Annotated in this window: 19 protein-coding genes; 3 read left to right on the top strand and 16 right to left on the bottom strand. The window is 73.2% G+C overall.

What is annotated here, in order from left to right; translation table 11 throughout:
* Window positions 1-36: 36 nt before the first annotated feature.
* Window positions 37-1,323 (bottom strand): adenylosuccinate synthase, encoded by a 1,287-nt coding sequence (locus tag ABZ851_RS03750; RefSeq protein WP_361121576.1) that lies wholly within the window; start codon window positions 1,321-1,323, stop codon window positions 37-39.
* Window positions 1,324-1,529: 206 nt separating this feature from the next.
* Here ABZ851_RS03750 and ABZ851_RS03745 point away from each other — a divergent pair, with 206 nt between their 5' ends.
* Both ABZ851_RS03745 and ABZ851_RS03740 read left to right on the top strand, forming a co-directional pair.
* Window positions 1,530-2,513, top strand: a complete 984-nt coding sequence (locus tag ABZ851_RS03745) for a hypothetical protein (protein ID WP_361121573.1) — start codon at window positions 1,530-1,532, stop codon at window positions 2,511-2,513.
* Between the two features lie 188 nt (window positions 2,514-2,701).
* On the top strand, window positions 2,702-3,166 hold the full coding sequence (locus ABZ851_RS03740; RefSeq protein WP_361121570.1) for a calmodulin-binding protein: 465 nt from the start codon (window positions 2,702-2,704) through the stop codon (window positions 3,164-3,166).
* Between the two features lie 82 nt (window positions 3,167-3,248).
* Here ABZ851_RS03740 and ABZ851_RS03735 read toward each other — a convergent pair whose 3' ends face one another.
* The 14 genes from ABZ851_RS03735 to ABZ851_RS03670 all read right to left on the bottom strand — a co-directional run bounded on the left by ABZ851_RS03735 (window position 3,249) and on the right by ABZ851_RS03670 (window position 18,292).
* Window positions 3,249-3,905: a response regulator transcription factor gene (locus ABZ851_RS03735; RefSeq protein ID WP_088798580.1), complete on the bottom strand. Its 657-nt coding sequence runs from the start codon at window positions 3,903-3,905 to the stop codon at window positions 3,249-3,251.
* Window positions 3,902-5,221, bottom strand: coding sequence for a histidine kinase (locus ABZ851_RS03730; protein ID WP_361121824.1), 1,320 nt, complete (start codon window positions 5,219-5,221; stop codon window positions 3,902-3,904). Before ABZ851_RS03730 ends, ABZ851_RS03735 begins: the two co-directional genes overlap by 4 nt.
* 115 nt (window positions 5,222-5,336) lie before the next feature.
* Complete coding sequence (locus ABZ851_RS03725) at window positions 5,337-6,227, bottom strand: alpha/beta hydrolase (RefSeq protein WP_361121567.1); 891 nt, start codon at window positions 6,225-6,227, stop codon at window positions 5,337-5,339.
* The gene (gene kynU, locus ABZ851_RS03720; protein WP_361121564.1) at window positions 6,224-7,534 is read right to left on the bottom strand and encodes a kynureninase; all 1,311 of its coding nucleotides are present in this window, start codon (window positions 7,532-7,534) and stop codon (window positions 6,224-6,226) included. Before kynU ends, ABZ851_RS03725 begins: the two co-directional genes overlap by 4 nt.
* Window positions 7,527-8,435, bottom strand: coding sequence for a tryptophan 2,3-dioxygenase family protein (locus tag ABZ851_RS03715; RefSeq protein ID WP_361121561.1), 909 nt, complete (start codon window positions 8,433-8,435; stop codon window positions 7,527-7,529). The genes kynU and ABZ851_RS03715 overlap by 8 nt, the downstream gene beginning before the upstream one ends.
* A 230-nt stretch (window positions 8,436-8,665) precedes the next feature.
* The gene (locus ABZ851_RS03710) at window positions 8,666-9,079 is read right to left on the bottom strand and encodes a DUF3151 domain-containing protein (protein WP_088798583.1); all 414 of its coding nucleotides are present in this window, start codon (window positions 9,077-9,079) and stop codon (window positions 8,666-8,668) included.
* 138 nt (window positions 9,080-9,217) lie between these two features.
* Complete coding sequence (locus ABZ851_RS03705; RefSeq protein ID WP_361121557.1) at window positions 9,218-10,792, bottom strand: MFS transporter; 1,575 nt, start codon at window positions 10,790-10,792, stop codon at window positions 9,218-9,220.
* 202 nt (window positions 10,793-10,994) lie between these two features.
* The gene (gene fbaA, locus ABZ851_RS03700) at window positions 10,995-12,017 is read right to left on the bottom strand and encodes a class II fructose-bisphosphate aldolase (RefSeq protein WP_088798585.1); all 1,023 of its coding nucleotides are present in this window, start codon (window positions 12,015-12,017) and stop codon (window positions 10,995-10,997) included.
* Between the two features lie 218 nt (window positions 12,018-12,235).
* Window positions 12,236-12,778 (bottom strand): orotate phosphoribosyltransferase, encoded by a 543-nt coding sequence (gene pyrE, locus ABZ851_RS03695; RefSeq protein ID WP_088798586.1) that lies wholly within the window; start codon window positions 12,776-12,778, stop codon window positions 12,236-12,238.
* A 122-nt stretch (window positions 12,779-12,900) separates the two neighbouring features.
* Window positions 12,901-13,764: an aldose 1-epimerase gene (locus ABZ851_RS03690; protein WP_361121553.1), complete on the bottom strand. Its 864-nt coding sequence runs from the start codon at window positions 13,762-13,764 to the stop codon at window positions 12,901-12,903.
* 108 nt (window positions 13,765-13,872) lie between these two features.
* Window positions 13,873-14,889 (bottom strand): carbon monoxide dehydrogenase subunit G, encoded by a 1,017-nt coding sequence (locus ABZ851_RS03685; protein ID WP_361121550.1) that lies wholly within the window; start codon window positions 14,887-14,889, stop codon window positions 13,873-13,875.
* Between the two features lie 159 nt (window positions 14,890-15,048).
* A complete protein-coding gene (locus ABZ851_RS03680) occupies window positions 15,049-16,779 on the bottom strand; it encodes a polyamine aminopropyltransferase (RefSeq protein WP_361121547.1) in 1,731 nt (576 codons plus the stop codon).
* 265 nt (window positions 16,780-17,044) lie between these two features.
* Entirely contained in the window at window positions 17,045-17,566 is a 522-nt protein-coding gene (locus ABZ851_RS03675) for a DUF2617 family protein (RefSeq protein WP_088798590.1), read from the bottom strand.
* Between the two features lie 426 nt (window positions 17,567-17,992).
* Window positions 17,993-18,292: a hypothetical protein gene (locus ABZ851_RS03670; protein ID WP_361121544.1), complete on the bottom strand. Its 300-nt coding sequence runs from the start codon at window positions 18,290-18,292 to the stop codon at window positions 17,993-17,995.
* A gap of 198 nt (window positions 18,293-18,490) precedes the next feature.
* Here ABZ851_RS03670 and ABZ851_RS03665 point away from each other — a divergent pair, with 198 nt between their 5' ends.
* Window positions 18,491-19,669: a pyridoxal phosphate-dependent aminotransferase gene (locus tag ABZ851_RS03665; protein ID WP_361121541.1), complete on the top strand. Its 1,179-nt coding sequence runs from the start codon at window positions 18,491-18,493 to the stop codon at window positions 19,667-19,669.
* Window positions 19,670-19,707: 38 nt separating this feature from the next.
* Here the strand turns inward: ABZ851_RS03665 and ABZ851_RS03660 are convergent, their stop codons facing one another.
* Window positions 19,708-20,424 carry a hypothetical protein gene (locus ABZ851_RS03660; protein ID WP_361121538.1) on the bottom strand — a complete coding sequence of 239 codons (717 nt, stop codon included), beginning with the start codon at window positions 20,422-20,424 and terminating at the stop codon, window positions 19,708-19,710.
* Window positions 20,425-20,491: the final 67 nt, after the last annotated feature.

Below are 20,491 nucleotides of genomic sequence, written 5' to 3'. Positions count from 1 at the left end.
TGCGCTACGGGGCCTCCGGGGCCCCGCGGGGCGTGGCTAGGACAGGAACGAGTTGATCTCGATCGTCTCGTCCCGGCCGGGGCCGACGCCGATCGCGGAGATCGGGGCGCCGGACATCTCCTCCAGGGCCTTGACGTAGGCCTGGGCGTTCTTCGGCAGGTCGGCGAAGGACTTCGCCTTGGTGATGTCCTCGGACCAGCCCGGCAGCGTCTCGTAGACCGGCTTCGCGTGGTGGAAGTCGGACTGGCTGTAGGGCAGCTCCTCGACGCGCTTGCCGTCGATCTCGTAGGCCACGCAGACCGGGATCTGCTCCCAGCCGGTGAGCACGTCGAGCTTGGTGAGGAAGAAGTCGGTCAGGCCGTTGACGCGGGTGGCGTAGCGGGCGATGACCGCGTCGAACCAGCCGCAGCGGCGGTCGCGGCCGGTGGTGACCCCGCGCTCGCCGCCGATCCGGCGCAGCGCCTCGCCGTCCTCGTCGAACAGCTCGGTCGGGAACGGACCGGCGCCGACGCGCGTCGTATAGGCCTTGAGGATGCCGATGACGCGGTTGATCTTCGTGGGGCCGACGCCGGCGCCCGTGCAGGCGCCGCCCGCGGTCGGGTTCGAGGACGTGACGAAGGGGTACGTGCCGTGGTCGATGTCCAGCAGCGTGCCCTGGCCGCCCTCGAAGAGGACCACCTTGTCGTCGTCGAGCGCCTTGTTGAGGATCAGGGTGGTGTCGGCGACATAGCCCTTGATCTGGTCGGCGTAGCCCAGCAGCTCCTCGACGACCTGGTCGGCCTCGATGGCGCGGCGGTTGTAGAGCTTGGACAGGAGCTGGTTCTTGACCTCCAGGGCCGCCTCGACCTTCTGCATGAGGATCGACTCGTCGTAGAGGTCCTGCACCCGGATGCCCACGCGGTTGATCTTGTCGGCGTAGGTCGGGCCGATGCCGCGCCCGGTGGTGCCGATCTTCCGCTTGCCGAGGAACCGTTCCGTCACCTTGTCGACGGTGATGTTGTACGGCGTGATCAGGTGCGCGTTACCGCTGAGCAGCAGCTTGGACGTGTCGACGCCGCGCTCGTTGAGTCCGCTCAGCTCGGAGAGCAGGACCGCCGGGTCGACCACGACACCGTTGCCGATGACCGGGGTGCACCCCGGCGAGAGGATTCCGGAAGGGAGAAGGTGCAGCGCGTACTTCTGGTCGCCGACGACGACCGTGTGGCCGGCGTTGTTGCCGCCCTGGTAGCGCACCACATAGTCAACGGACCCACCGAGCAGGTCGGTGGCCTTTCCCTTGCCCTCATCACCCCACTGAGCACCGAGCAGCACAAGTGCGGGCACAGGCGTACACCCCTTCCGGGCGGGGCATGTCCAACGTGCGTGGATGGCGTGGCGTTGCGTGTTCACGCGCACGTCATCGCTGGAGACATCGGACCGGTGCCCCGGAATAGACGAAGCCCCTGGCGCAATAGCGCAAGGGGCTCTTGCACCGAGATGCTACCTGAGGAAGGACCGAGGTGTCGGCGCAGCCTTCTGGGCACTTTCCCGTGGACTCCGTCCGGGGGCACCCCCTGCTCGTGGTCATCGACCCGCTCGCCCGCAGTACGGACGGCGAGTCCGTGCGGATCGCGAAGGATGTCCTGTGTGCGGGCGCGGGAGCGAAAATCTGTCTTCCGGACGGGCCGGAGGAATTCGCCCGGGTCCTGGCCCGGCGCGGCCACCGGCGGCCGGTGGTGATCGGTGACGACCGGGCGCTGCTGCGCGTGGTGAGCCTGCTGCACAAGGAACGCGAGCTGGCCGCGGTGCCGCTGTCGATGGTCCCGGTGGGCGCTCCGGCCGCCGTGGCGCTGAGCCGCGCGCTGGGCATCCCCACGGACACGGTGGCCGCCGCCCGCGCCGTCCTGGACGGCGGGGAGCGCCCGCGGGACCTGCTCACGGACGACAGTGACGGCATCGTGCTCGGCGGGCTGCGGATCCCCTGCCCGAGCGCGGCGGCCCGGCAGGGTGGCGGGGTGTATGTGCCGGCCGCGGCCCCCGCGGTGGCCCCGGCGGATCCGCGGGAGGCCCGGGAGGCCGTGGAGGCGCCGGACGGCCCGGCGGGCGGGCTCGACGGGCACCGGCCGTGGTGGCAGCCGGCCGCGCGGACCGCCCGTACGGCGCTGTCGCTGCTGGCCGCGCCGGCCGCCGGGCTGGGCGGGCGGCGCGCACGGGTGCCGGGGCAGCGGCTGCGGATCGAGGCGGACGGGGTGCTGCTGGCGGATCTGGACCGGCCGGTGCGCGGGGTGTCGGTGGTGCCCGGCGGACGGGCGGGAGCGGACGGGCTCCGGCCCGGGGACCGGGACGCGCTGGCCGAGGTGGTGGTGCACTGGCCGGGCGGGGGCCGGCCGGTACGGGCCCGGGCGCGGGCGGTGACGGTGTCCGGCGCGGACTTCCACTACCGGGCGGATGCGGTGGTCGGCGGGCCGGTCAGGACCCGTACCTGGACCCTGCAGCCGGGGGCCTGGCGGCTCCAGCTGCCCCGGGGTGAGTGAGCGCCCCGCGATCGCGCACTCTGTCCACAGGGTGTGGACAGAGCACAGAAATCCCCCGACGGCCAGTCACTCCCTGCGATTTCACCTGCCCGCGCGTTAACCCGTAGTAACTCTGGAGCAATGTGTGACGCCCCGGTTACTTTCCGCATGCACGGCCGTGACCACGGCCCGCGGCACCGGAGGGGTTCATGCCACGCATCACCACCAAGATCGGCATGCTGGCGGCGGCAGCACTGCTCGCCGTCGCGGCGGCCGGGCCCGCCCAGGGCAAGCAGGCGAGCGACGCCGCACACCGCACCGGGGACGCCTCGGCGGCCTACTTCGTGATGACGGACGTCACCCGCGAGGAATTCGTCATCAAGCTCACCGACCCCCGCAAGATCCAGCACGCCCGGGACCTGCTGAGCGGTGTGTCCCACTCGGAGCCGCATGTCATCGGCAGGATCGAGAAGCGCCCCGCCCCGTACAACTGGCGCTGGAGCTTCCACCTCCGTCCGGAGACCATCGACTTCTTCGACTTCGCCGTCGAGGTCTGCGACGCCACCACGCCCTATGTCGAAGAGCATCTGGACGAGGCCGGCGGGCCGTTCCTGCCCGGCCTGGTCTGGTGTCCCTGGACGTCGAGGCTGGTGCGGGAGGTCCCGCAGCCGTAGGGCGTGAGCTGACGGGCCGCCGGCCGGGCACCGCCCGCCGGCGGCCCGCGCCGTGCGCCCCGCCACACGCCGCGGCGCGCCCTCAGCCCCCCGGTGTCACCAGCCGCGCCTCGTACGCGAACACCGCCGCCTGGGTGCGGTCGCGCAGCCCCAGCTTCACCAATATCCGGCTGACATGCGTCTTCACCGTCGATTCGGCCACGACGAGGTGCTCGGCGATCTCGCCGTTCGACAGGCCCTGGGCCACCAGCACCAGGACCTCGGTCTCGCGCTCCGTGAGATCGGCGATGCGCTCCTGAGCCGGCGCGCGCGGGGTGCCGAGACGCGAGAACTCCGAGATCAGGCGCTTGGTGACGGTGGGGGCGAGCAGCGCCTCGCCGGAGGCGACGATGCGGACGCCGTCGGCGAGCTGGCCGGCCGAGGCGTCCTTGAGCAGGAAGCCGCTGGCCCCGGAGCGCAGCGCCTGGTAGACGTACTCGTCCAGGTCGAAGGTGGTCAGCACCAGGACCTTGGCGTCCGCGTCGGCGGCCACGATCTCGCGGGTCGCCTCCAGACCGTTCATCTCCGGCATCCGGATGTCCATCAGGACGACATCGGGCTTGAGGACCGCGACCTTGTGCACCGCCTGCCGGCCGTCCACCGCCTCCCCGACGACCTCGATGTCCGGCATGGCGTTGAGCAGGACGGAGAAGCCCTCACGGACCATCACCTGGTCATCGACGATCAGTACCCGGATCATGCCTTGCCCCCCACCGTGTTCTCGCCCGCCGTGCGCACCACCGGGAGGAACGCCGCGACCTCGAAGCCGCCGTCCTCGGTGTGATCGGCCGTCATCTCGCCGCCCAGCATCTGTACCCGCTCCCGCATGCCGAGCACCCCGTGGCCCGCGCCCGGCGAGGGCTTGGCCAGGCGGCTCGGCGGACCGTTGACGATCCGTACGCCCAGCCCGCCCAGCACATAGGAGATCTCCACCCGGGCCTCGGCGCCCGGCGAGTGCCGCAGCGCATTGCTCAGCCCCTCCTGCACGATCCGGTACGCGGACAGCTCCACGCCCTGCGGCAGCGGCCGGGGCGCACCGGTGGTGACCGCCTCGACGGTCAGCCCGGCGCTGCGGACGCTGGCGAGCAGCGCGTCGAGGCTGGCGAGCGTCGGCTGCGGGGCCTCCGGGTCGTTCTCGGCGAAGGCGTCCGGGTCGGCGGAGCGGACCACACCGAGGATGCGGCGCAGCTCGGCGAGCGCGGCGACGGCGTTCTCCCGGATCGTCGCGAAGGACGTGGCGAGCTCGGGCGGGGTGTCCTTGACGCGGTAGGGCGCCGCCTCGGCCTGGATGGCGATCACGGACATGTGGTGGGCGACCACATCGTGCAGCTCACGGGCGATGAGGGCGCGCTCCTCCAGGAGCGTGCGCCGGGAGCGCTCCTCCGCGGTGGCGGTCAGCGTCTCGACGACCTGCCGGCGCTCCTCCCGCCAGGCGCGGATCGCGGCGGCGGAGACCAGCACCACACCGCAGAAGAACGCGGTCGGCGGCAGATCGCCCGGGTTCTCGCCGAGGGCCGCCGTCAGCACGGCCGCCACGGCGAAGGTGACCAGCCACATCTCGATGGCCAGCCGGGGCCGGGTGCGCAGCACCACGAGGACCATCACGGCGACGTGGGTGGCGAAGGCCGCCCCCCCGATGACGCTGGCGAACGGGGACGCGAAGGCTGCGTGGGTGACCGCCGACACGGCGAAGGCACCCGCGGACAGCCAGTAGGCACCCACCGGGCGGAAGAGCGTGAGCAACGGCCCGGCGGCGACCAGCGCGCTGAAGCCGGTAACCAGGACGCCGCGCAGCGAGCCGCCCCCGTCGCTGTCGGCGAGGCTCGCCAGGAAGACACACGCCGAGAAGAAGCCGACGAGGGAGTGCGGCAGCCACCGCGCCCAGTGCCGCAGCCGCTGCGGCAGGAAGGGCAGCCACCGGGACACCTTGGCGTCCTCCAGCGGCGGCATCGGACGGAAGGCGAAGGCGCCGACGAACAGGTCCTGGCGCAGCCGGTGCAGGGCCCCGTGGGCTATCCGGGCCTCGGAACGCAGGTGGCTCTGCGTCTGGGTGGTGTCGTTCACGCTGACAAAGGTAAGCAACGAAGGGCCCCCGGGCGTCCCCACCAGTGAGGATCTGCCGAGGTCCGCCTCAAGTACTACAGGTCCGGCGCAGTTGGGCGAAGAGTGTGTGACAGCTGGGGCTGCCGGGGGTGACGGGGCCGTAGTGACCGACGCCGGGCAGCTCGCGCAGGTCCGTGGTGCCGGGGCTGTGTGCGGCGTAGCGACGGGAGAGGTCGAGCGGGACGTCCGGGTCGTCGGTGCCGTGCAGGATCGTGACCGGGACGCCGGCGGGCGGGTGGCACACCGGGTCGGCAGCGGCGATCCGGTCCGCGAGGCCGGGCCCGTCGCCGAGCAGTTCGGCGACCGCGCCGTTGCTCAGGCCCAGCGCATGGGCGCGGGCGAGGTCGGCGACCGGTGCGACGGCGAGGACACGGGAGACGCGGGTGCCGGGGCGGGCGGCGGCGAGCAGCGCGAGCTGGCCGCCCGCGGAGTGGCCGGCCAGCACCACATCCCCGCCCCCCGGCAGTTCGCGCACCGCCGCCGCGAGGCCCGCCGTCACATCGTCGAAGGTCTGCGGCGCCCCGCCGCCCGCACCGACCCTGCGGTACTCGGCGAGCGCGACCGGCAGCCCCTGCGCGGCCAGTGCGGCGGCGAGCGGCGACAGATGGCGGCGGTCGTAGGCGGCGCGCCAGAAGCCGCCGTGCAGGAGGACGACCAGCGGGGGCCCGGCCGCCGGCGCCGGTGCCCCGTCGGCCGTCCTCGCCTCGTCCGCCCTCCGCTCGCCGTCGGCCCACCGCTCGCCCTCGTCCGGCCGCTCGCCCTCGGCCGCCCGCGCGTCCTCGGCCGCCCGCGCGTCCTCGGCCGCCCGCGGCAGGTACAGGTCGACGATCTGGTCCGGATGCGGCCCGTACGCCACCGTCCGGTCCGGCGCCACCGGGGCCAGCCCCAGCAGCGCCGCCTCCTCGTCCGCCGCGCTCACCCGCCGGCCCCGGCCGCCCCGGACTCGACCTCGGGCAGCGCCCGCAGCACCTCGCCGAGCACCCACGCCGCCCGCTCGGCGTCCGCGAACGAGGTGTAGAGCGGGGTGAAGCCGAAGCGCAGCACGTCGGGCCGGCGGAAGTCGCCGACCACCCCGCGCCGGATCAGCTCGTCCATCACCTCTTCCGCCGCGTGGGAGCACTCCAGCGACACCTGGCTGCCGCGCCGCCGGTGGTCGTACGGCGTGACGGAGCGGGCCCGGCCCGGCGGCACGTAGGCGTTCACGCACTCCAGGAAGAAGTCGGTCAGGGCGAGGCTCTTGGTGCGTACGGCCTCGATGGACACCCCGTCCCAGACCTCCAGCGCCGCCTCCAGCGCGAGCAGCGACAGGATGTCGGGGGTGCCGACCCGGCCGCGCGTGATGCCCTCGGCGGGGACGTACGCGGGGTCCATGGCGAACGGGTCGCCGTGCGAATTCCAGCCCGGCAGCGGCGATTCGAACCGCTCCTGGAGGCTTTCGCGGATGTAGAGGTAGGCGGGCGCCCCCGGGCCGCCGTTGAGGTACTTGTACGTGCAGCCCACGGCGAGGTCGACGTGGTGCGCATCGAGCCCGACCGGCAGCGCACCGGCGCTGTGGCACAGGTCCCAGACGGCGAGCGCGCCCGCGGAGTGCAGCGCGTGGGTGATGCCGGGCAGGTCGTTGAGCCGTCCCGTGCGGTAGTCGACGTGGTTGACCAGCGCCAGCGCGGTCCGCTCGGTGACCTCGTCGGCGATCCGGGCGGGCTCGACCGGGCGCACCGCGAGGCCGGTCATCCGGGCCGCTGACCGGGCGATATAGCCGTCGGTGGGGAAGGTCGTGGCATCGACGAGGATCTCCGTGCAGCCCTTGCCGGCCATCCGGACGCCGCCCACCACGGCCTTGAAGAGGTTGACGCTGGTCGAGTCGCCGACCACCACCCGGCCCGGTGCCGCTCCGATCAGCGGCGCGATCTTGTCGCCGACCCGCTCGGGCGCGGTCCACCAGCCGGACTCGGTCCAGGACCGGATGCGCAGCTCGCCCCACTCGCGGGCGATGACATCGGCGATCCGGCCGGGCACCGTACGGGGCAGCGCGCCGAGGGAGTTGCCGTCCAGGTAGACCGCGGCGTCGCCGGAGGCGTGATCGGGCGCGGCGTCGAGGACGAAGCGGTCGCGGATCGCGGCGAGCGGATCGGCGGCGTCCCGCTCCGCGGCGCGCGCGGCATGCTCGCGGGCGCCGGACGGCTCCTGGAGGCCGGCGTGGTCGGGGAATTCCGGGGTCTCAGACATGGCTGCGCGCCGTCCACAGCTCCGGGAAGACGTTCTTGCGTGCCCGCTTCTCCAGCCAGGCCACCCCCGCGGAACCACCGGTGCCCATCTTCGCTCCCATCGCTCGCCGGGTCGCGACCAGGTGGTCGTTGCGCCAGCGCCAGACCAGCTCGGCCACATCGGTCAGCGCCTCGCCGAGCCGGACGAGGTCGGAATCCTGCGGCCCGGCGTAGATCCCGGCCCAGACGGCCTCGACGGCCGGGTCGGCCTCGTAGCGCAGCGCGGGGTCCCGCCGGAGGACGGCCTCGGGCACGGCATGGCCGCGGCGGGCGAGCAGCCGCAGCACCTCGTCCCACAGGCTCGGCTCCTGGAGGGCCTTCTCCAGTTCGGCGTGCTCCCGCGCGGCGCCGCGGTGCGGCACCAGCATCGACGCGGACTTCTCACCGAGCAGGAACTCCATCCGCCGGTACATGGCGGACTGGAAGCCGGACCCCTCGCCGAGCGCGCTGCGGTAGGCGTTGAACTGCGCCGGGGTCAGCCGGGCGAGCGGCTTCCAGGCGGCGTTCAGCGCCTCCAGCTCGTAGGTGGAGCGGCGCAGCGCCTCCTCGGCCTCCGCCAGGTCGTCGCGGCGCAGCGCCTTGGCGGCGGTGCTCCACTCATGGACGATGACGGTGAACCACAGCTCCATGACCTGGGTGGTGACCAGGAAGACCATCTCGCCGGGGTCGTCGGAGAGCGGGTGCTGCAGGTGGGTGAGGACGTCCGCCTGGACGTAGTCCTCGTACGGGGTCGTCCCGCTGCTGCCGATGCTGAGATCCGGGGCGAACGGCGGGTCGGGCTCGGCGGTGCCGGCCGGTGCAAGGCCCGTTGCCGGTGCGGTCGAGGCGCTGTCCACGGGGTCGGTGGGAGACGGCTGCGACATGAGGGACTCCTCAGGTGCGAACTACCGGGTAGCGGTCCGCCCCTTCCTCGTCGGCTCGGGAGCCCCGGTCCCCTCGGGCGCGGGATGACCCGGCCCACTGGAAATGATCCGTGCTGGGCAGCGACCGCGCAAGGGCCGACCGCGATCACGCGGCCGGCCCGTTGATCTTGCCCGGCAGGTCCCCGCGGGAGGGCGACGGCCCTGCTGCGGGGAGAACCGGAGGCAGCCCCTCAGCTGAGGGTGTCGGCCGCGGTCGGCGAGGAGTCCCGCAGGAAGGTCGAGCAGCGCTCGTACTCCTCCTGCTCACCGATCGCCTGGGCGGCGCGGGCGAGGGCGTGCAGCGCCCGCAGGAAGCCGCGGTTGGGCTCGTGCTCGAACGGCACCGGGCCGTGGCCCTTCCAGCCGGCCCGGCGCAGCGCGTCCAGGCCGCGGTGGTAGCCGGTGCGGGCGTAGGCGTACGACTCCACGACCCGGCCTTGCTCGAAGGCGTCGTCCGCGAGCTGGGCCCAGGCCAGGGAGGAGGTCGGGTACTTCGCGGCGACGTCGGACGGCGCCGTGCCCGAGGCGAGCAGTTCGCGGGGTTCCGGGTCGTCGGGCAGATGGGTCGGGGGCGGTCCCCCGAGCAGGTTCTCGTGAATGGCCATGCTCCCCAGTCTGCCTGGTCGCCGGGGCGGGGCGGGCGGCGGCCGGGATCTTGCCCCTGGGGGGTACGGCGGGACGGGGGCGGATACGGGTGGCCGGCGGCCTGGGCGGCTACGGGCCCGGAGGCCTGGCCCGGTCTCCTAGGGCGTGTCCCCCTCGGCCGGCCGGCCCGGCCGTCCCCCGCCGCGCGGCAGCCGCTGGACCCGCCGGACCGTGGTCTCGCCCGGATCCAGCGGCGGTGCGCTCACCCCGCAGTGGTAGGTCGTCTCCGCCCGGCAGGGCTCCTCGGCACCCGGCGCGGCGCGCAGCACATTGGCGCGTACGGTCAGCGCGGCGATCAGCGCGCCGATCACCAGGATGCCCGCGCACAACGGCATGGCCCGCCGGAAGGCCGCGCCGAACGCCTCCGCCGAGCGGTAGGCCTCCGGGCCGATGCCCGCCAGCAGCGGCAGCGCGGCCACCGCCATCAGGCTCGCGGCCCGCGCCGCCGCGTTGTTGATGCCGCTGGCCAGGCCCGCCCGGTCCACGTCCACCGACGCCAGCACGGTCGAGGTGAGCGGCGCGACCAGCGTCACCATGCCCGCGCCCAGCACCACCAGCGCGGGCAGCACGTCGGCGAAGTACGAGGCGCCCCGGCCCACCCGCGTCATCAGCAGCATCCCCGCGGCGCACAGCAGCGGTCCGACGGTGAGCGGGATCCGCGGCCCGATGCGCTGCCCCAGCTGGCCCGAGCGGGCGGACAGCAGCAGCATCAGCACGGTGGTGGGCAGCAGCGCGGTACCGGCCTGCAGCGCCGAGTACCCCACCACGACCTGGAGCTGGAGCACCGCGAGGAAGAAGAAGCCGCCGAACGCGGCGTAGACGCACACCGTCACGGCGTTGACAGCCGAGAACAGCCGGATGCCGAAGATCGCCGGGGGCAGCATCGGATCCTTCCGCCGCCGCTCGACATGGACGAAGAGCACCCCGAGCAGCACCCCGGCCACCGCCGGGACGATCACGCCGGGCCCCGCGCCCCCGCCCGGAGCGGCGATCAGCGCATAGGTCACCCCGGCCAGCGCCAGCGCCCCCAGCACCGCGCCGGGCACATCGAAGCCGCGGCGCTCGCGGGCGTCCCGCTCCCGGGTCTCGGGGACGTGCCGCAGCGCCACCGGTACGCACACCGCCGCCAGCGGCACGTTCAGGAAGAACACCCAGCGCCAGCCCGCCCCGTCCACCAGCCAGCCGCCGATGAACGGGCCGACCGCCGCGGCCACACCGCCGAGCCCCGACCAGGCGCCGACCGCCCGCGCCCGGTCATCGGGGTGGAAGACGGCCTGGATCAGGGCCAGCGAGCCGGGGGTGAGCAGCGCCCCGCCGACGCCCTGCAGGGCCCGGGCCGCGACCAGCACCCCGGCGCCCGGCGCGAGCCCGCACAGCAGCGAGGCCGCGGCGAACCACACCACGCCGATCACGAACACCCGGCGCCGGCCGAAGCGGTCGCCGAGGGCGCCGCCCAGCAGGATCAGCGAGGAGAGGGTGAGCATGTAGGCGGTGACGGTCCACTGGAGGACCGCCAGGTCCGTGTTGAGGTCCCTGCCGATCCTGGGCAGGGCGACATTGACGACGGTGCTGTCGAGCATCGCCATGCCGGACCCCAGCACGGCCGTCGCCAGCACCCACCGGCCCTGTGCCGAGGCCAGCCGGACCCCGCCGGGCGCACTCGGTTCGCTCATACCGCGAGCATGCCCGTATCCGCGCCCGCTCGCCCGCCCTGAGCGCACGGCAGGCACTGGGTCCGGGCACAGGCAGGCACTGGTCCGGGCGCGCGGCGGGCGCGCGGCGGGCACCACCGGGTCCGGACACACCGAAGGCCCCGCATCACGGCGGATGCGGAGCCTCGGTACGCAGCGGGACCGGCCATGCGGCCGGCCGCGCTTACTTGATCTTGGTGCCGGTGGAGCGCAGGTTCTCGCAGGCCTGGGTGACGCGCTGGGCCATCCCGGCCTCGGCCAGCTTGCCCCAGCTGCGCGGGTCGTAGGCCTTCTTGTTGCCGACCTCGCCGTCGACCTTCAGCACACCGTCGTAGTTACGGAACATGTGGTCCGCGACCGGGCGGGAGAAGGCGTACTGGGTGTCGGTGTCCAGGTTCATCTTGACCACGCCGTTCTCCAGCGCGGTGGCGATCTCCTCCGGGGTGGAGCCGGAGCCGCCGTGGAAGACGAAGTCGAACGGGGCGGCCTTGCCGTACTTGGCGCCCACGCCCTCCTGCAGGTCCTTCAGCAGCTCGGGGCGGAGCACGACGTTGCCCGGCTTGTAGACGCCGTGGACATTGCCGAAGGAGGCGGCGAGCAGGTAGCGGCCCTTGTCGCCCAGGCCCAGCGCCTCTGCGGTGCGCAGCGCGTCGTCGACCGTGGTGTAGAGCTCGTCGTTGATCTCGTGGGTGACGCCGTCCTCCTCGCCACCGGTCGGGGTGATCTCGACCTCAAGGATGATCTTGGCGGCGGCGGCCTTGGCGAGCAGTTCCTGGCCGATGGCCAGGTTGTCGGCCAGGTTCTCGGCCGAGCCGTCCCACATGTGGGACTGGAACAGCGGGTTCTGGCCCTTGGCCACGCGCTCCGCGGAGATGTCCAGCAGCGGGCGGACATAGCCGTCGAGCTTGTCCTTGGGGCAGTGGTCGGTGTGCAGCGCGACGGTGACGTCGTACTTCTCGGCCACGACGTGCGCGAACTCGGCGAGCGCGACCGCGCCGGTCACCATGTCCTTGTTGTACTGGCCGCCCAGGAACTCCGCACCACCGGTGGAGATCTGGATGATGCCGTCGCTCTGCGCCTCGGCGAACCCACGCAGCGCGGCGTGCAGCGTCTGCGTCGAGGTGACGTTGATGGCCGGGTAGGCGAACTTTCCTGCCTTCGCCCGGTCAAGCATCTCGTTGTAGACCTCGGGGGTTGCGATGGGCATCTGTCCGCTCCTTCAGGTGTGCGGGTGTGCTTTCTTGGCCCTGACCAGGGGGCGAGGACTTCGCCGAGCACATCTTCCCAGACTCGGCCGATTGCTCCACATCCCGCGCCCGGCCGTCCCGCAGTGTGGGCGGCCGGTTTCACGTGAAACCAGCCGCCCCTCGGTAAAGCCGCAGTTCAGCGCGGTTCTGCCGGATTTCGCGCGGTCCTCGGCCGCGGTCAGCTCAGGCCGAGGTCGCCGAGCTGGTAGCCGGTGATATAGGGGACTCCGGCCTCCGCGATCGCGGACGCGGCGCCCCGGTCGACGATCGTTGCCACCGCAACGACCTCGGCGCCCGCCTCACGCGCCGCCTCGACGGCGGTCAGCGGGGAGCCGCCGGTGGTGGAGGTGTCCTCGACGACCAGCACCCGGCGGCCCTTGAGGTCCGGACCCTCGATACGGCGCTGCATACCGTGCGCCTTCTGCGCCTTGCGGACCACGAACGCGTCCAGCCGGCCGCCGCGCGCGGCGGAGGCGTGCAGCATCGAGGTCGCGACCGGGTCGGCGCCGAGCGTCAGCCCGCCGACCGCGTCGTAGTCGAGGTCGGCGGTGATCTCCAGCATCAGCTGTCCGACCAGCGGCGCGGCCTCGCCGTCCAGGGTGATCCGGCGCAGGTCGATGTAGTAGTCGGCCTCCTTGCCGGAGGAAAGCGTCACCTTGCCGTGCACCACGGCCTTGTCCTTGATCTGCTGCAGCAGCTCGCCGCGCACGTCGTCACTCATGCGCACGAGCTTACGGGCTGCCACGGCAACCTTTTCAGGCGCGCACGGCCCCGCAGCAGGCGCACGTCACCCCGCGGCAGACACCCGGCCACGGCCCTCGGGCGGTATGCCCGTGCCGGCCCTCAGGCATTTCCCCGCGACAGGCTCCGCCAGCTCCAGGTCGTGGAGATCTCCAGCGGGTCGATGGGCGTGACCAGGCGCGGCAGGGTGTTGAGGCCGTTCGGCGGGCCGGACTGCGGCTCGACGCAGACCGCGGCCTCCTGCTCGTCGTAGACCACGACCCACTCGCCGCGGCTGCTGACCGTCAGCTCCAGCCGGTCCGGCCAGGTGAGGGTGGCCGCGACCCCTTGCGGCATCCCGAAGCAGTCGTCCCAGGGCCCCGGCTGCGGCGGGATCCGCCGGCCGGTCGGGAGGTGGTCCGCGCCCCGCTCCTCCTGCCATTCGGGCGTGAAGTCGAGCCGTGCGTCCGCGCCGCCCTCGCCGAGGTTCCGCAGGAACCAGGGGTGCCATCCGGCCTGCGCGGGGAAGGAGTCGCCGGTGGCCTCGACGCACAGGGTGAGAGTGAGCGAGCCACCGTCCGCGGCCAGCTCGACGACCTGGGTGACCCGCCCCGGATACGGCCAGGGCGCCGCCGGATCGGCCAGGTCGTAGGTGAAGACCGCCTCCGTGGCGCTCGAACGCGCGGTCCGCCAGCGAAGGTCGCGGCCGGTGCCGTGGATGGCGTGCGGCGCGGCGTTGAGGGGCATCCGGTGCAGCTCGCCCCCGTTGCGGAACTGGCCGTGCGCGATCCGGCCGCACCACGGAACCATCGGGAAACAGCCGTACCTGTCGCCCTGCCGCAGCAGCTCCGTACCGCCCACCCGCAGGCCGGCGATCCGACAGCCGTTGTCCGGACGGACGGTCACTTCGGTGTCTCCGGCGGCCAGCCGTACGCCTGGTGACGCCTGCTCCGGCGCCGCGTTCCGCGTGGTGTTGTCGGTGCTCACGGGAACGACCCTAATGGTGCGTCGGCCCCCGGCGCGGGACGCCGCTACAGGGCGCGGGGACGGCGCGGGACGCCGGGACGGCGCGCGGCCGGCCGGTGAACGACGGGGTCAGCGCCGCCGGCGCAGCACCCGGCCGACGACCACGGCGGACGCCAGCACCACGGCGGCGGCGGGCGCCGCCCAGCGCAGGGCCACCGAAGTGCCGTGCGGTTCGGGCGCGGGCACCGGTGCGTACCGCCCGCGCGGCGGGGCGTGGTCGACCTCCTCCGCGCTGCGCCCGATCATCGTCCGGCGGGCGTGCGCGGCCTCGGCGGGGGCGAGGCCGTCCGGATCGTGACCGTAGGCGTGCTCGGGGTGCCCGTCGTGCGCCGCGCGGAAAACGTCCTCGGCGTCTCCCGCGTCCCCCGCGTCGAGATTCCCGGCGTCCCCGGCCGCCTCGCCGAGGCCCGCCGCCTCCCCGGCGCCTTCCTCACCGCCCGGGCCTCCGTCACTGCCCGGCTCCAGGGACGACGGCGGCACCTCCGTGCCGGACACCCCCGGCTGGGCCGCGTCGGCGGTGCCCCCGGCCGAAGGGCCGTCGCCGGTCCGCCCCGTCACCGGACGCTGCCGCAGATCGGCCGCCAGGTTCTCCGCGAAGCGGTCCAGCAGCCGGCGGCCGGCGGTCCGGGCCGACTGGTCGGTGGCCTCGGCGAGCCGGCCGTCGCCCTGGACCGTGCCCGAACAGGCCAGCGTCGTCCCGGGACCCGGTTCGGTGGCCGGGGAGAGCCGTACGGTCAGGGTCAGCGTGACCGACCCGTCGCCCCGCGTCTCGGTGCCCTTCGCCTCGACGGTGACCATGGCGGCCGCACCGCCACCGTCGCCGCCCGTGCCGCGGTCGCCCGGACCGCCGTCGCCGGGCCCGCCGTCGCCGGACGCATCGTCCTCGGCGGCGGCACTGACCGTCAGCGTGCCGCGGTAGGTGATGGTGGAGCTTCCGATACGCAGCCGCAGCCTGCCCACCGGGGTCCGGGGGGTGGCATCGGCGTCGAGCTGGACTCCCGGGACACAGCGCGCCACCCGCTCCGGCTCGGTGAGCGCCTGCCGCACGGTCCCGACGGGAAACGGAACGTACACCTCATGCTCCATGACATGGGAGCCTACCCAGCGCCCCCGCACCCCGTGCCGCCCGGACAGAACTTTCTGCGCGGCGCCCCGGCTTCCGCGCCGCCCCCGTCTCCGCGACCCCCTCCCCGTCCCCTCACGGGACCCTCACCAGCCCCTCCCCTGCCTCGCACCTCCGCCCGCTCAGTCGAGGTACCGCGGATGCATCAGCGTCGACGCCGGCAGCCCGGACATCCGCTCGTGGGACTCGCCGCGCCACCCGGCCCGCAGCTCCGCGCAGGTGAGCCCGGCGGGCGGCGGCGCGTCGGGCGCCAGACCGAGCCGTGGCCGGTGCCGCGCGGCCAGCACGAAGCCCCAGTACCGGTCCGGGCCGGCCGACGGCGCGGCGGCGGGCACCTCCGCGTCCACCGACGGCACGGGGGAGGCCGCGCGGTCCGGGCCGCCGTAGAACGACGCGGGCCGGCCGGCCAGCCGGTACGGCACGGTCGCCAGGCCCACCGACCGGACCGTCGACTCCACCGTCCAGTACAGGCGCGCGCGCCCGACCGGCGGTCCGGCATGCACCACCAGCCGCCCGTCGGGTGCCAGCAGCCGCGTCGCGAGACCGTAGAACTCCTGTGAGTAGAGCTTGGTGCTCGCCGCGATCCCCGGGTCGGGGAGGTCGGAGACGATGACGTCGAACGGCGCCTGCCGCCGGCCGCGCCCGTGCAGACCCTGCTGCCGCAGCCACTCGAAGGCATCGGCGGTCACCACCCGCACCCGCGGATCGCTGAGCGAGTGATGGTTGAGGCGGGAGAGACCGGGGTCGCGGCGCGCGAGCCCCAGGACACCGGGATCGAGTTCGACGACGGTGACCGAGCGGACCTGGCGGTGGCGGAGGATCTCGCGTACCGCGAGGCCGTCGCCGCCGCCGAGGACCAGCACCCTGCGGTGCGGGCCGGCCGCCATCGCCGGATGCACCAGCGCTTCGTGGTAGCGGTATTCGGTCTCCGCGCTGACCCGGAGCCGGCCGTCCAGATAGAGCGCCAGCGGCCCGCCTAAACCTTTCCTCCCCCGCCCCGCACCGGCTCCGTCCCCGTCCCCCGTACCGCCGGTCATCACCACTTCCTGGATGCCGGTCTGCACCGCGACCCGCGCCGAGGAGCCGTACACCGCCTGCCGGGCGGCCCGCTCGAACGGCGCGGCCAGCAGCACGCCCGCGGCCAGCAGCACGAGGACCAGGGCATTGGCGGCGAGCAGCGTCCAGCGGGCGCGGGCGCTCAGGTCGTCGCGGAAGAGCCACAGCACCAGCACGCCGCCGGCCACCGCGTTGACCCCGCCGGTGAGCAGGGCGCCGGTCAGCTGGCCGAAGAGCGGCAGCAGCAGGAACGGAAAGGCCAGGCCCCCGACGAGCGCACCGACATAGTCCGCGGCGAAGAGGTCGGCGACCGCGCCGCCCGCGTCCTGCCGGCGCACTCGCTGGATCAGCGTCATCAGCAGCGGCACCTCGGCGCCGATCAGGATGCCGATGGCCAGGGAGAAGCCGACGAGCGCGGAGCGGGACTGGCCGAACCAGGCGAAGCAGGCGTAGAGCGCCATGGCGGAACTGCCGCCGACCAGCGCCAGGCCGGCCTCGACCGCGCCGAAACCGACCGCCGCCCGGCAGCGCAGCCGCTTGGCGAGCAGTGCGCCGACGCCCATCGCGAAGACCATGACGGACAGCACGATCGACGCCTGGGTGACGGAGTCGCCGACCAGGTACGTGGCCAGCGCGACCAGTTCGAGTTCGTAGACCAGGCCGCAGGCGGCGCAGACGAAGACGACAGCGAGGACGAGCAGCCGGCCGGGCCCGGCCGGCACGGGCAGTCGCGCCGGTGTCATGGCCTCCGGCGGCCCGGGGACGCCGGTGAGAACGGGCTCTGGCGGGTCGATCATAAAGTGAACGCTACGTGACGGTTCCGTGCCCCTCCGTCACCCACACGGGTGCAGTCTGCGGGCCGCACCCGCCGACGGCGGCACCGCCCTCACACGGGGCGCGCGGTGCGCTTCCGCACCACACCGGGCGACCGGCCCGCGCGCCCGGCACCGTCAGCGCCCCTCCAGGCACCGACGCCCCCGGCGCACAGCTCGTACGCCCCTCGCGCCGCCCACGGCCGCACACCCTTCCACCGACCGGAGCGGCCCGCTTCGCCCACTCCGGCTAGACCGCCGCGACCGCCGCCCGTACGCCCACCCGGGTACGCGTGGCCACCAAGCGGCCCTCCTGGGGATACGCGTGCCAGGTCCGCCAGCGCACCTGGCCCTGCTGGCACTGCGCCAGCATCGCCGTGAAGGCGTGCGGCGAGCCGGGGAACGTCCCGGCGAGGCCGTGCGGATGCTCGGCCACCAGCGCGAGCAATTCCTGTGCACGCCCGGCGAACGAGCCGCGCGACAGCGTCTCCACATGGGCGGCGAACTCGTACTCCCAGTCCCCGAGCCGCTTCGCCACCCCCAGCGGCAGCGGCGTGCTGCTGCCCGGCATACAGGCGACCGTTTCGGAACAGGTGCCGCGCTCCTCCTCGAGAAGCACCTGGTGAGAAGCGCCGAGCAGCCTCAACTGCAGCTGTGCGCCGTGAAGTTCGAGATCGAGTACGGCGAGGGCCGGCAGGGGTTCCCTGCCCAGCGCCCAGGCCAGGTCGGAGGCACGGGTATCGGTGTACGCCGTCTGCAAAGTGGTGAGCATGGGTCGGCTCCGCAAGCACGCAGTGGAATGGTGGGCCGGCCCGCCCGTTGAAGGCAGGGAATATCCGCATGCCTGCCGGCTCGTGCCCACGTGGGAACGGAGAACGTGGGGGATTCTCCAGGGAGAGGGAATCATGAAAGCCCTGTCGCCCACAGCGCTTTTACCCATCTTCTCCGGCTTTCCATCCGCCCGGGGGCCCTGCAGTTCACCTGTTCAACAACCAAGCGCCCAGCGGGTGTTGATGTCTTCATCAGCACCCGCCAGGCGCATATGCGGTGAGCAACAGCCCTTCCGCACAAGTGGAGTTGGAGAAATCGGGCATCCGGCGCAGAAGCAGCCGGACGTCGGCTCAGGAGCAACCGACGGCCGGCTCAGGAGCCGCCGCCGGCCCAGGAACCCACCTCGGCCCAGGAACCCGCCACCGGCTCAGGAGCCGCCGCCACCACCGCAGCCGCCACCGCCACCGCCGCCGCCACAGCCGCCACCACCGCAGGAGGAACCGCCGCCACAGCCCCCGCCACCGTGATGCCCGCCGCCACCGCCGTGATGGTGCCCGCCACCCAGGCCCGACCCCCCGTCACCGCCGGCCCACCAGCTGCCGCCGCCCGCCGCGGACGAACCGCCCCGGCCCCGTCCGCCCCCTGATCCGTTGATGTGCCGCGAGACCAGGGCCAGCAGGCCGCCGACCAACACCGCGCAGGCCACCAGGAAATACACGATCCCCATCTGCCTCACATTCCTTTCGTTCCCCCGAAGCGAGGCACCCGCTCCGTCCGGCGCCCGGTGCGCCGTTCCGGCGCCGTCCCGCGCCGGGGCCGTCCTCGTCGACGGCCGTCGCTGTCCTTCGTACGGGGCTGCTGCCCGGCTCCCGCGATCTCAAAGCACTGTTGAGGAATTCCAGAGGTTCGACGGAGGATGGCGTCCATGGACCGACCGCTGCTGAACCGCCGCCTCGCCGAATTCGGCACCACGATCTTTGCCGAAATGTCGGCACTCGCCGTACGGACCGGCTCCATCAACCTCGGCCAGGGCTTCCCCGATGCCGACGGCCCGGAAGAAGTCAGGGAGGCGGCCGTGCGTGCCCTGCGCGACGGCCGCGGCAACCAGTACCCGCCCGGCCCCGGCATCCCCGAGCTGCGCGCCGCCGTCGCCGCCCACCAACAGCGCTTCTACGGACACCTCGGCCTCTCCTGCGACCCCGAGACCGAGGTCCTGGTCACGGCGGGCGCCACCGAAGCCATCGCCGCCTCGCTGCTGGCGCTGCTGGAGCCGGGCGACGAGGTCATCGCGCTGGAGCCGTACTACGACTCGTACGCGGCCGGCATCGCGCTGGCCGGCGGCCGCCGCGTCCCGGTCACCCTGCGCGCCGACCCCGCGTCCGGCTCTTACCGCCTCGACCTGGACGAACTGCGCGACGCGGTCACCGACCGCACCCGCCTGATCCTCCTCAACACCCCCCACAACCCCACCGGCACCGTGCTCTCCCGCGAGGAGCTTGCCGAGATCGCCCGCCTCGCCTGCGAGCGCGACCTCCTCGTCATCACCGACGAGGTCTACGAACACCTCGTGTTCGAGGGCGAGCACCTTCCCCTCGCGTCGTTCCCCGGGATGCGCGAACGCACCGTCACCATCGGCTCGGCCGGCAAGACCTTCTCCTTCACCGGCTGGAAGGTCGGCTGGGTCACCGCACCCCCGGAGCTGGTCAGCGCCGTCCGCTCGGCCAAGCAGTTCCTCACCTATGTCTCCGCCGGGCCCTTCCAGTACGCCGTCGCCGAGGCGCTGGCCCTCCCCGACAGCTACTTCACCGCCCTGCGCGACGATCTGCGCGCCAAGCGCGACATCCTGGCCGCCGGCCTCACGGAGGCGGGCTTCACGGTCTTCCGCCCCTCCGGCACCTACTTCATCACCACCGACATCCGCCCCCTCGGCCACGACGACGGCTTCGCCTTCTGCCGCGCCCTCCCCGAACGCGCCGGCGTCGTCGCCATCCCCAACGCCGTCTTCTACGACCACAAGGACCAGGGCGCCCCGTACGTCCGCTTCGCCTTCTGCAAGCAGGAGTCGGTCCTACGGGACGCGGCGGACCGCCTGCAGAAGCTCTGAAGCGAGGTGCCGCCGCATCCCGGACCGTGCTCCGTGCGTCACTGAGGAGCGACCGGCATGGCCTCGAAGTCGTCGAAGAGGTAGGCATAGACCTGCGCGAGATAGGCCCGCAGCTCCCGCTGGCCGGGGAATTGCACATAGGTCAGGCCGAACCACTGCGCCACCGTCAGCGGCTCATTCGCCACGAGGTGCCGCAGCCCCGCCCGAATCGTGTCCTGATAGTCGGGCCAGGCGAGGTCGAAAACCTCCCGCAGCATGCCGAGGTCATCGACGGCTTCGACGCCGAGCACTCCGGCGCAGAAGTTCACCAGGCGGCGGTCGACACCAGGGACGTCCAGACCGATATCGGCCAGCGAGACGGTGACCGGGTCTATTTCCTCGTAGCCGCCCGGGTACGGGTAGAGCGTGGTGTTCCGCAGGTCGGCGTCGCTCTCCGGCCCGTCCTCGCGCTCCAGATCCCGCGCCGGGCGGTACACGCCGTACAGCAGACCGCGGGTCGAGAAGTCCGCGTAGACGTAGTTCACCTCACCGCTGGGGCTGTACGGCTGCCGGGGATCGATGGTGATCGCCGTGGCCTTTCCCAGGCAGTTCTCGCCCTCTCCGTAAACCGCCTCGAACGGCAGAACCGGCGAGAGGTCATGATTCTTCAGCGCCGCTTCACGCAGGGCATCGTCCGCCCGGACCATGGCCTCCTCGGTGTCGAAGCGGCTGGCCCAAGGGCCGGTGCGCGGTGGCAGTTCGTCGCGCATTGTCATGAAACGGAGACTCCGTCCATCGAGAGTTCGAGCCGGTCGGGCGTGGCCGATCTTCCCACGGGCAACC

The sequence above is a fragment of the Streptomyces sp. NPDC047049 genome (genome assembly GCF_040643995.1).
Taxonomy (GTDB): Bacteria; Actinomycetota; Actinomycetes; order Streptomycetales; family Streptomycetaceae; genus Streptomyces; species Streptomyces mooreae.
This window is presented reverse-complemented; position numbering and strand designations above follow the sequence as displayed.

Coding starts and splice junctions, on each gene's coding strand:
- ABZ851_RS03740 (WP_361121570.1), top strand. CDS start 2,702: ATGCCACGCATCACCACCAAGATCGGCATGCTGGCGGCGGCAGCACTG.
- ABZ851_RS03735 (WP_088798580.1), bottom strand. CDS start 3,905: ATGATCCGGGTACTGATCGTCGATGACCAGGTGATGGTCCGTGAGGGC.
- kynU (WP_361121564.1), bottom strand. CDS start 7,534: ATGTCTGAGACCCCGGAATTCCCCGACCACGCCGGCCTCCAGGAGCCG.
- ABZ851_RS03715 (WP_361121561.1), bottom strand. CDS start 8,435: ATGTCGCAGCCGTCTCCCACCGACCCCGTGGACAGCGCCTCGACCGCA.
- ABZ851_RS03710 (WP_088798583.1), bottom strand. CDS start 9,079: ATGGCCATTCACGAGAACCTGCTCGGGGGACCGCCCCCGACCCATCTG.
- ABZ851_RS03705 (WP_361121557.1), bottom strand. CDS start 10,792: ATGAGCGAACCGAGTGCGCCCGGCGGGGTCCGGCTGGCCTCGGCACAG.
- fbaA (WP_088798585.1), bottom strand. CDS start 12,017: ATGCCCATCGCAACCCCCGAGGTCTACAACGAGATGCTTGACCGGGCG.
- pyrE (WP_088798586.1), bottom strand. CDS start 12,778: ATGAGTGACGACGTGCGCGGCGAGCTGCTGCAGCAGATCAAGGACAAG.
- ABZ851_RS03685 (WP_361121550.1), bottom strand. CDS start 14,889: ATGGAGCATGAGGTGTACGTTCCGTTTCCCGTCGGGACCGTGCGGCAG.
- ABZ851_RS03680 (WP_361121547.1), bottom strand. CDS start 16,779: ATGATCGACCCGCCAGAGCCCGTTCTCACCGGCGTCCCCGGGCCGCCG.
- ABZ851_RS03675 (WP_088798590.1), bottom strand. CDS start 17,566: ATGCTCACCACTTTGCAGACGGCGTACACCGATACCCGTGCCTCCGAC.
- ABZ851_RS03670 (WP_361121544.1), bottom strand. CDS start 18,292: ATGGGGATCGTGTATTTCCTGGTGGCCTGCGCGGTGTTGGTCGGCGGC.
- ABZ851_RS03665 (WP_361121541.1), top strand. CDS start 18,491: ATGGACCGACCGCTGCTGAACCGCCGCCTCGCCGAATTCGGCACCACG.
- ABZ851_RS03660 (WP_361121538.1), bottom strand. CDS start 20,424: ATGACAATGCGCGACGAACTGCCACCGCGCACCGGCCCTTGGGCCAGC.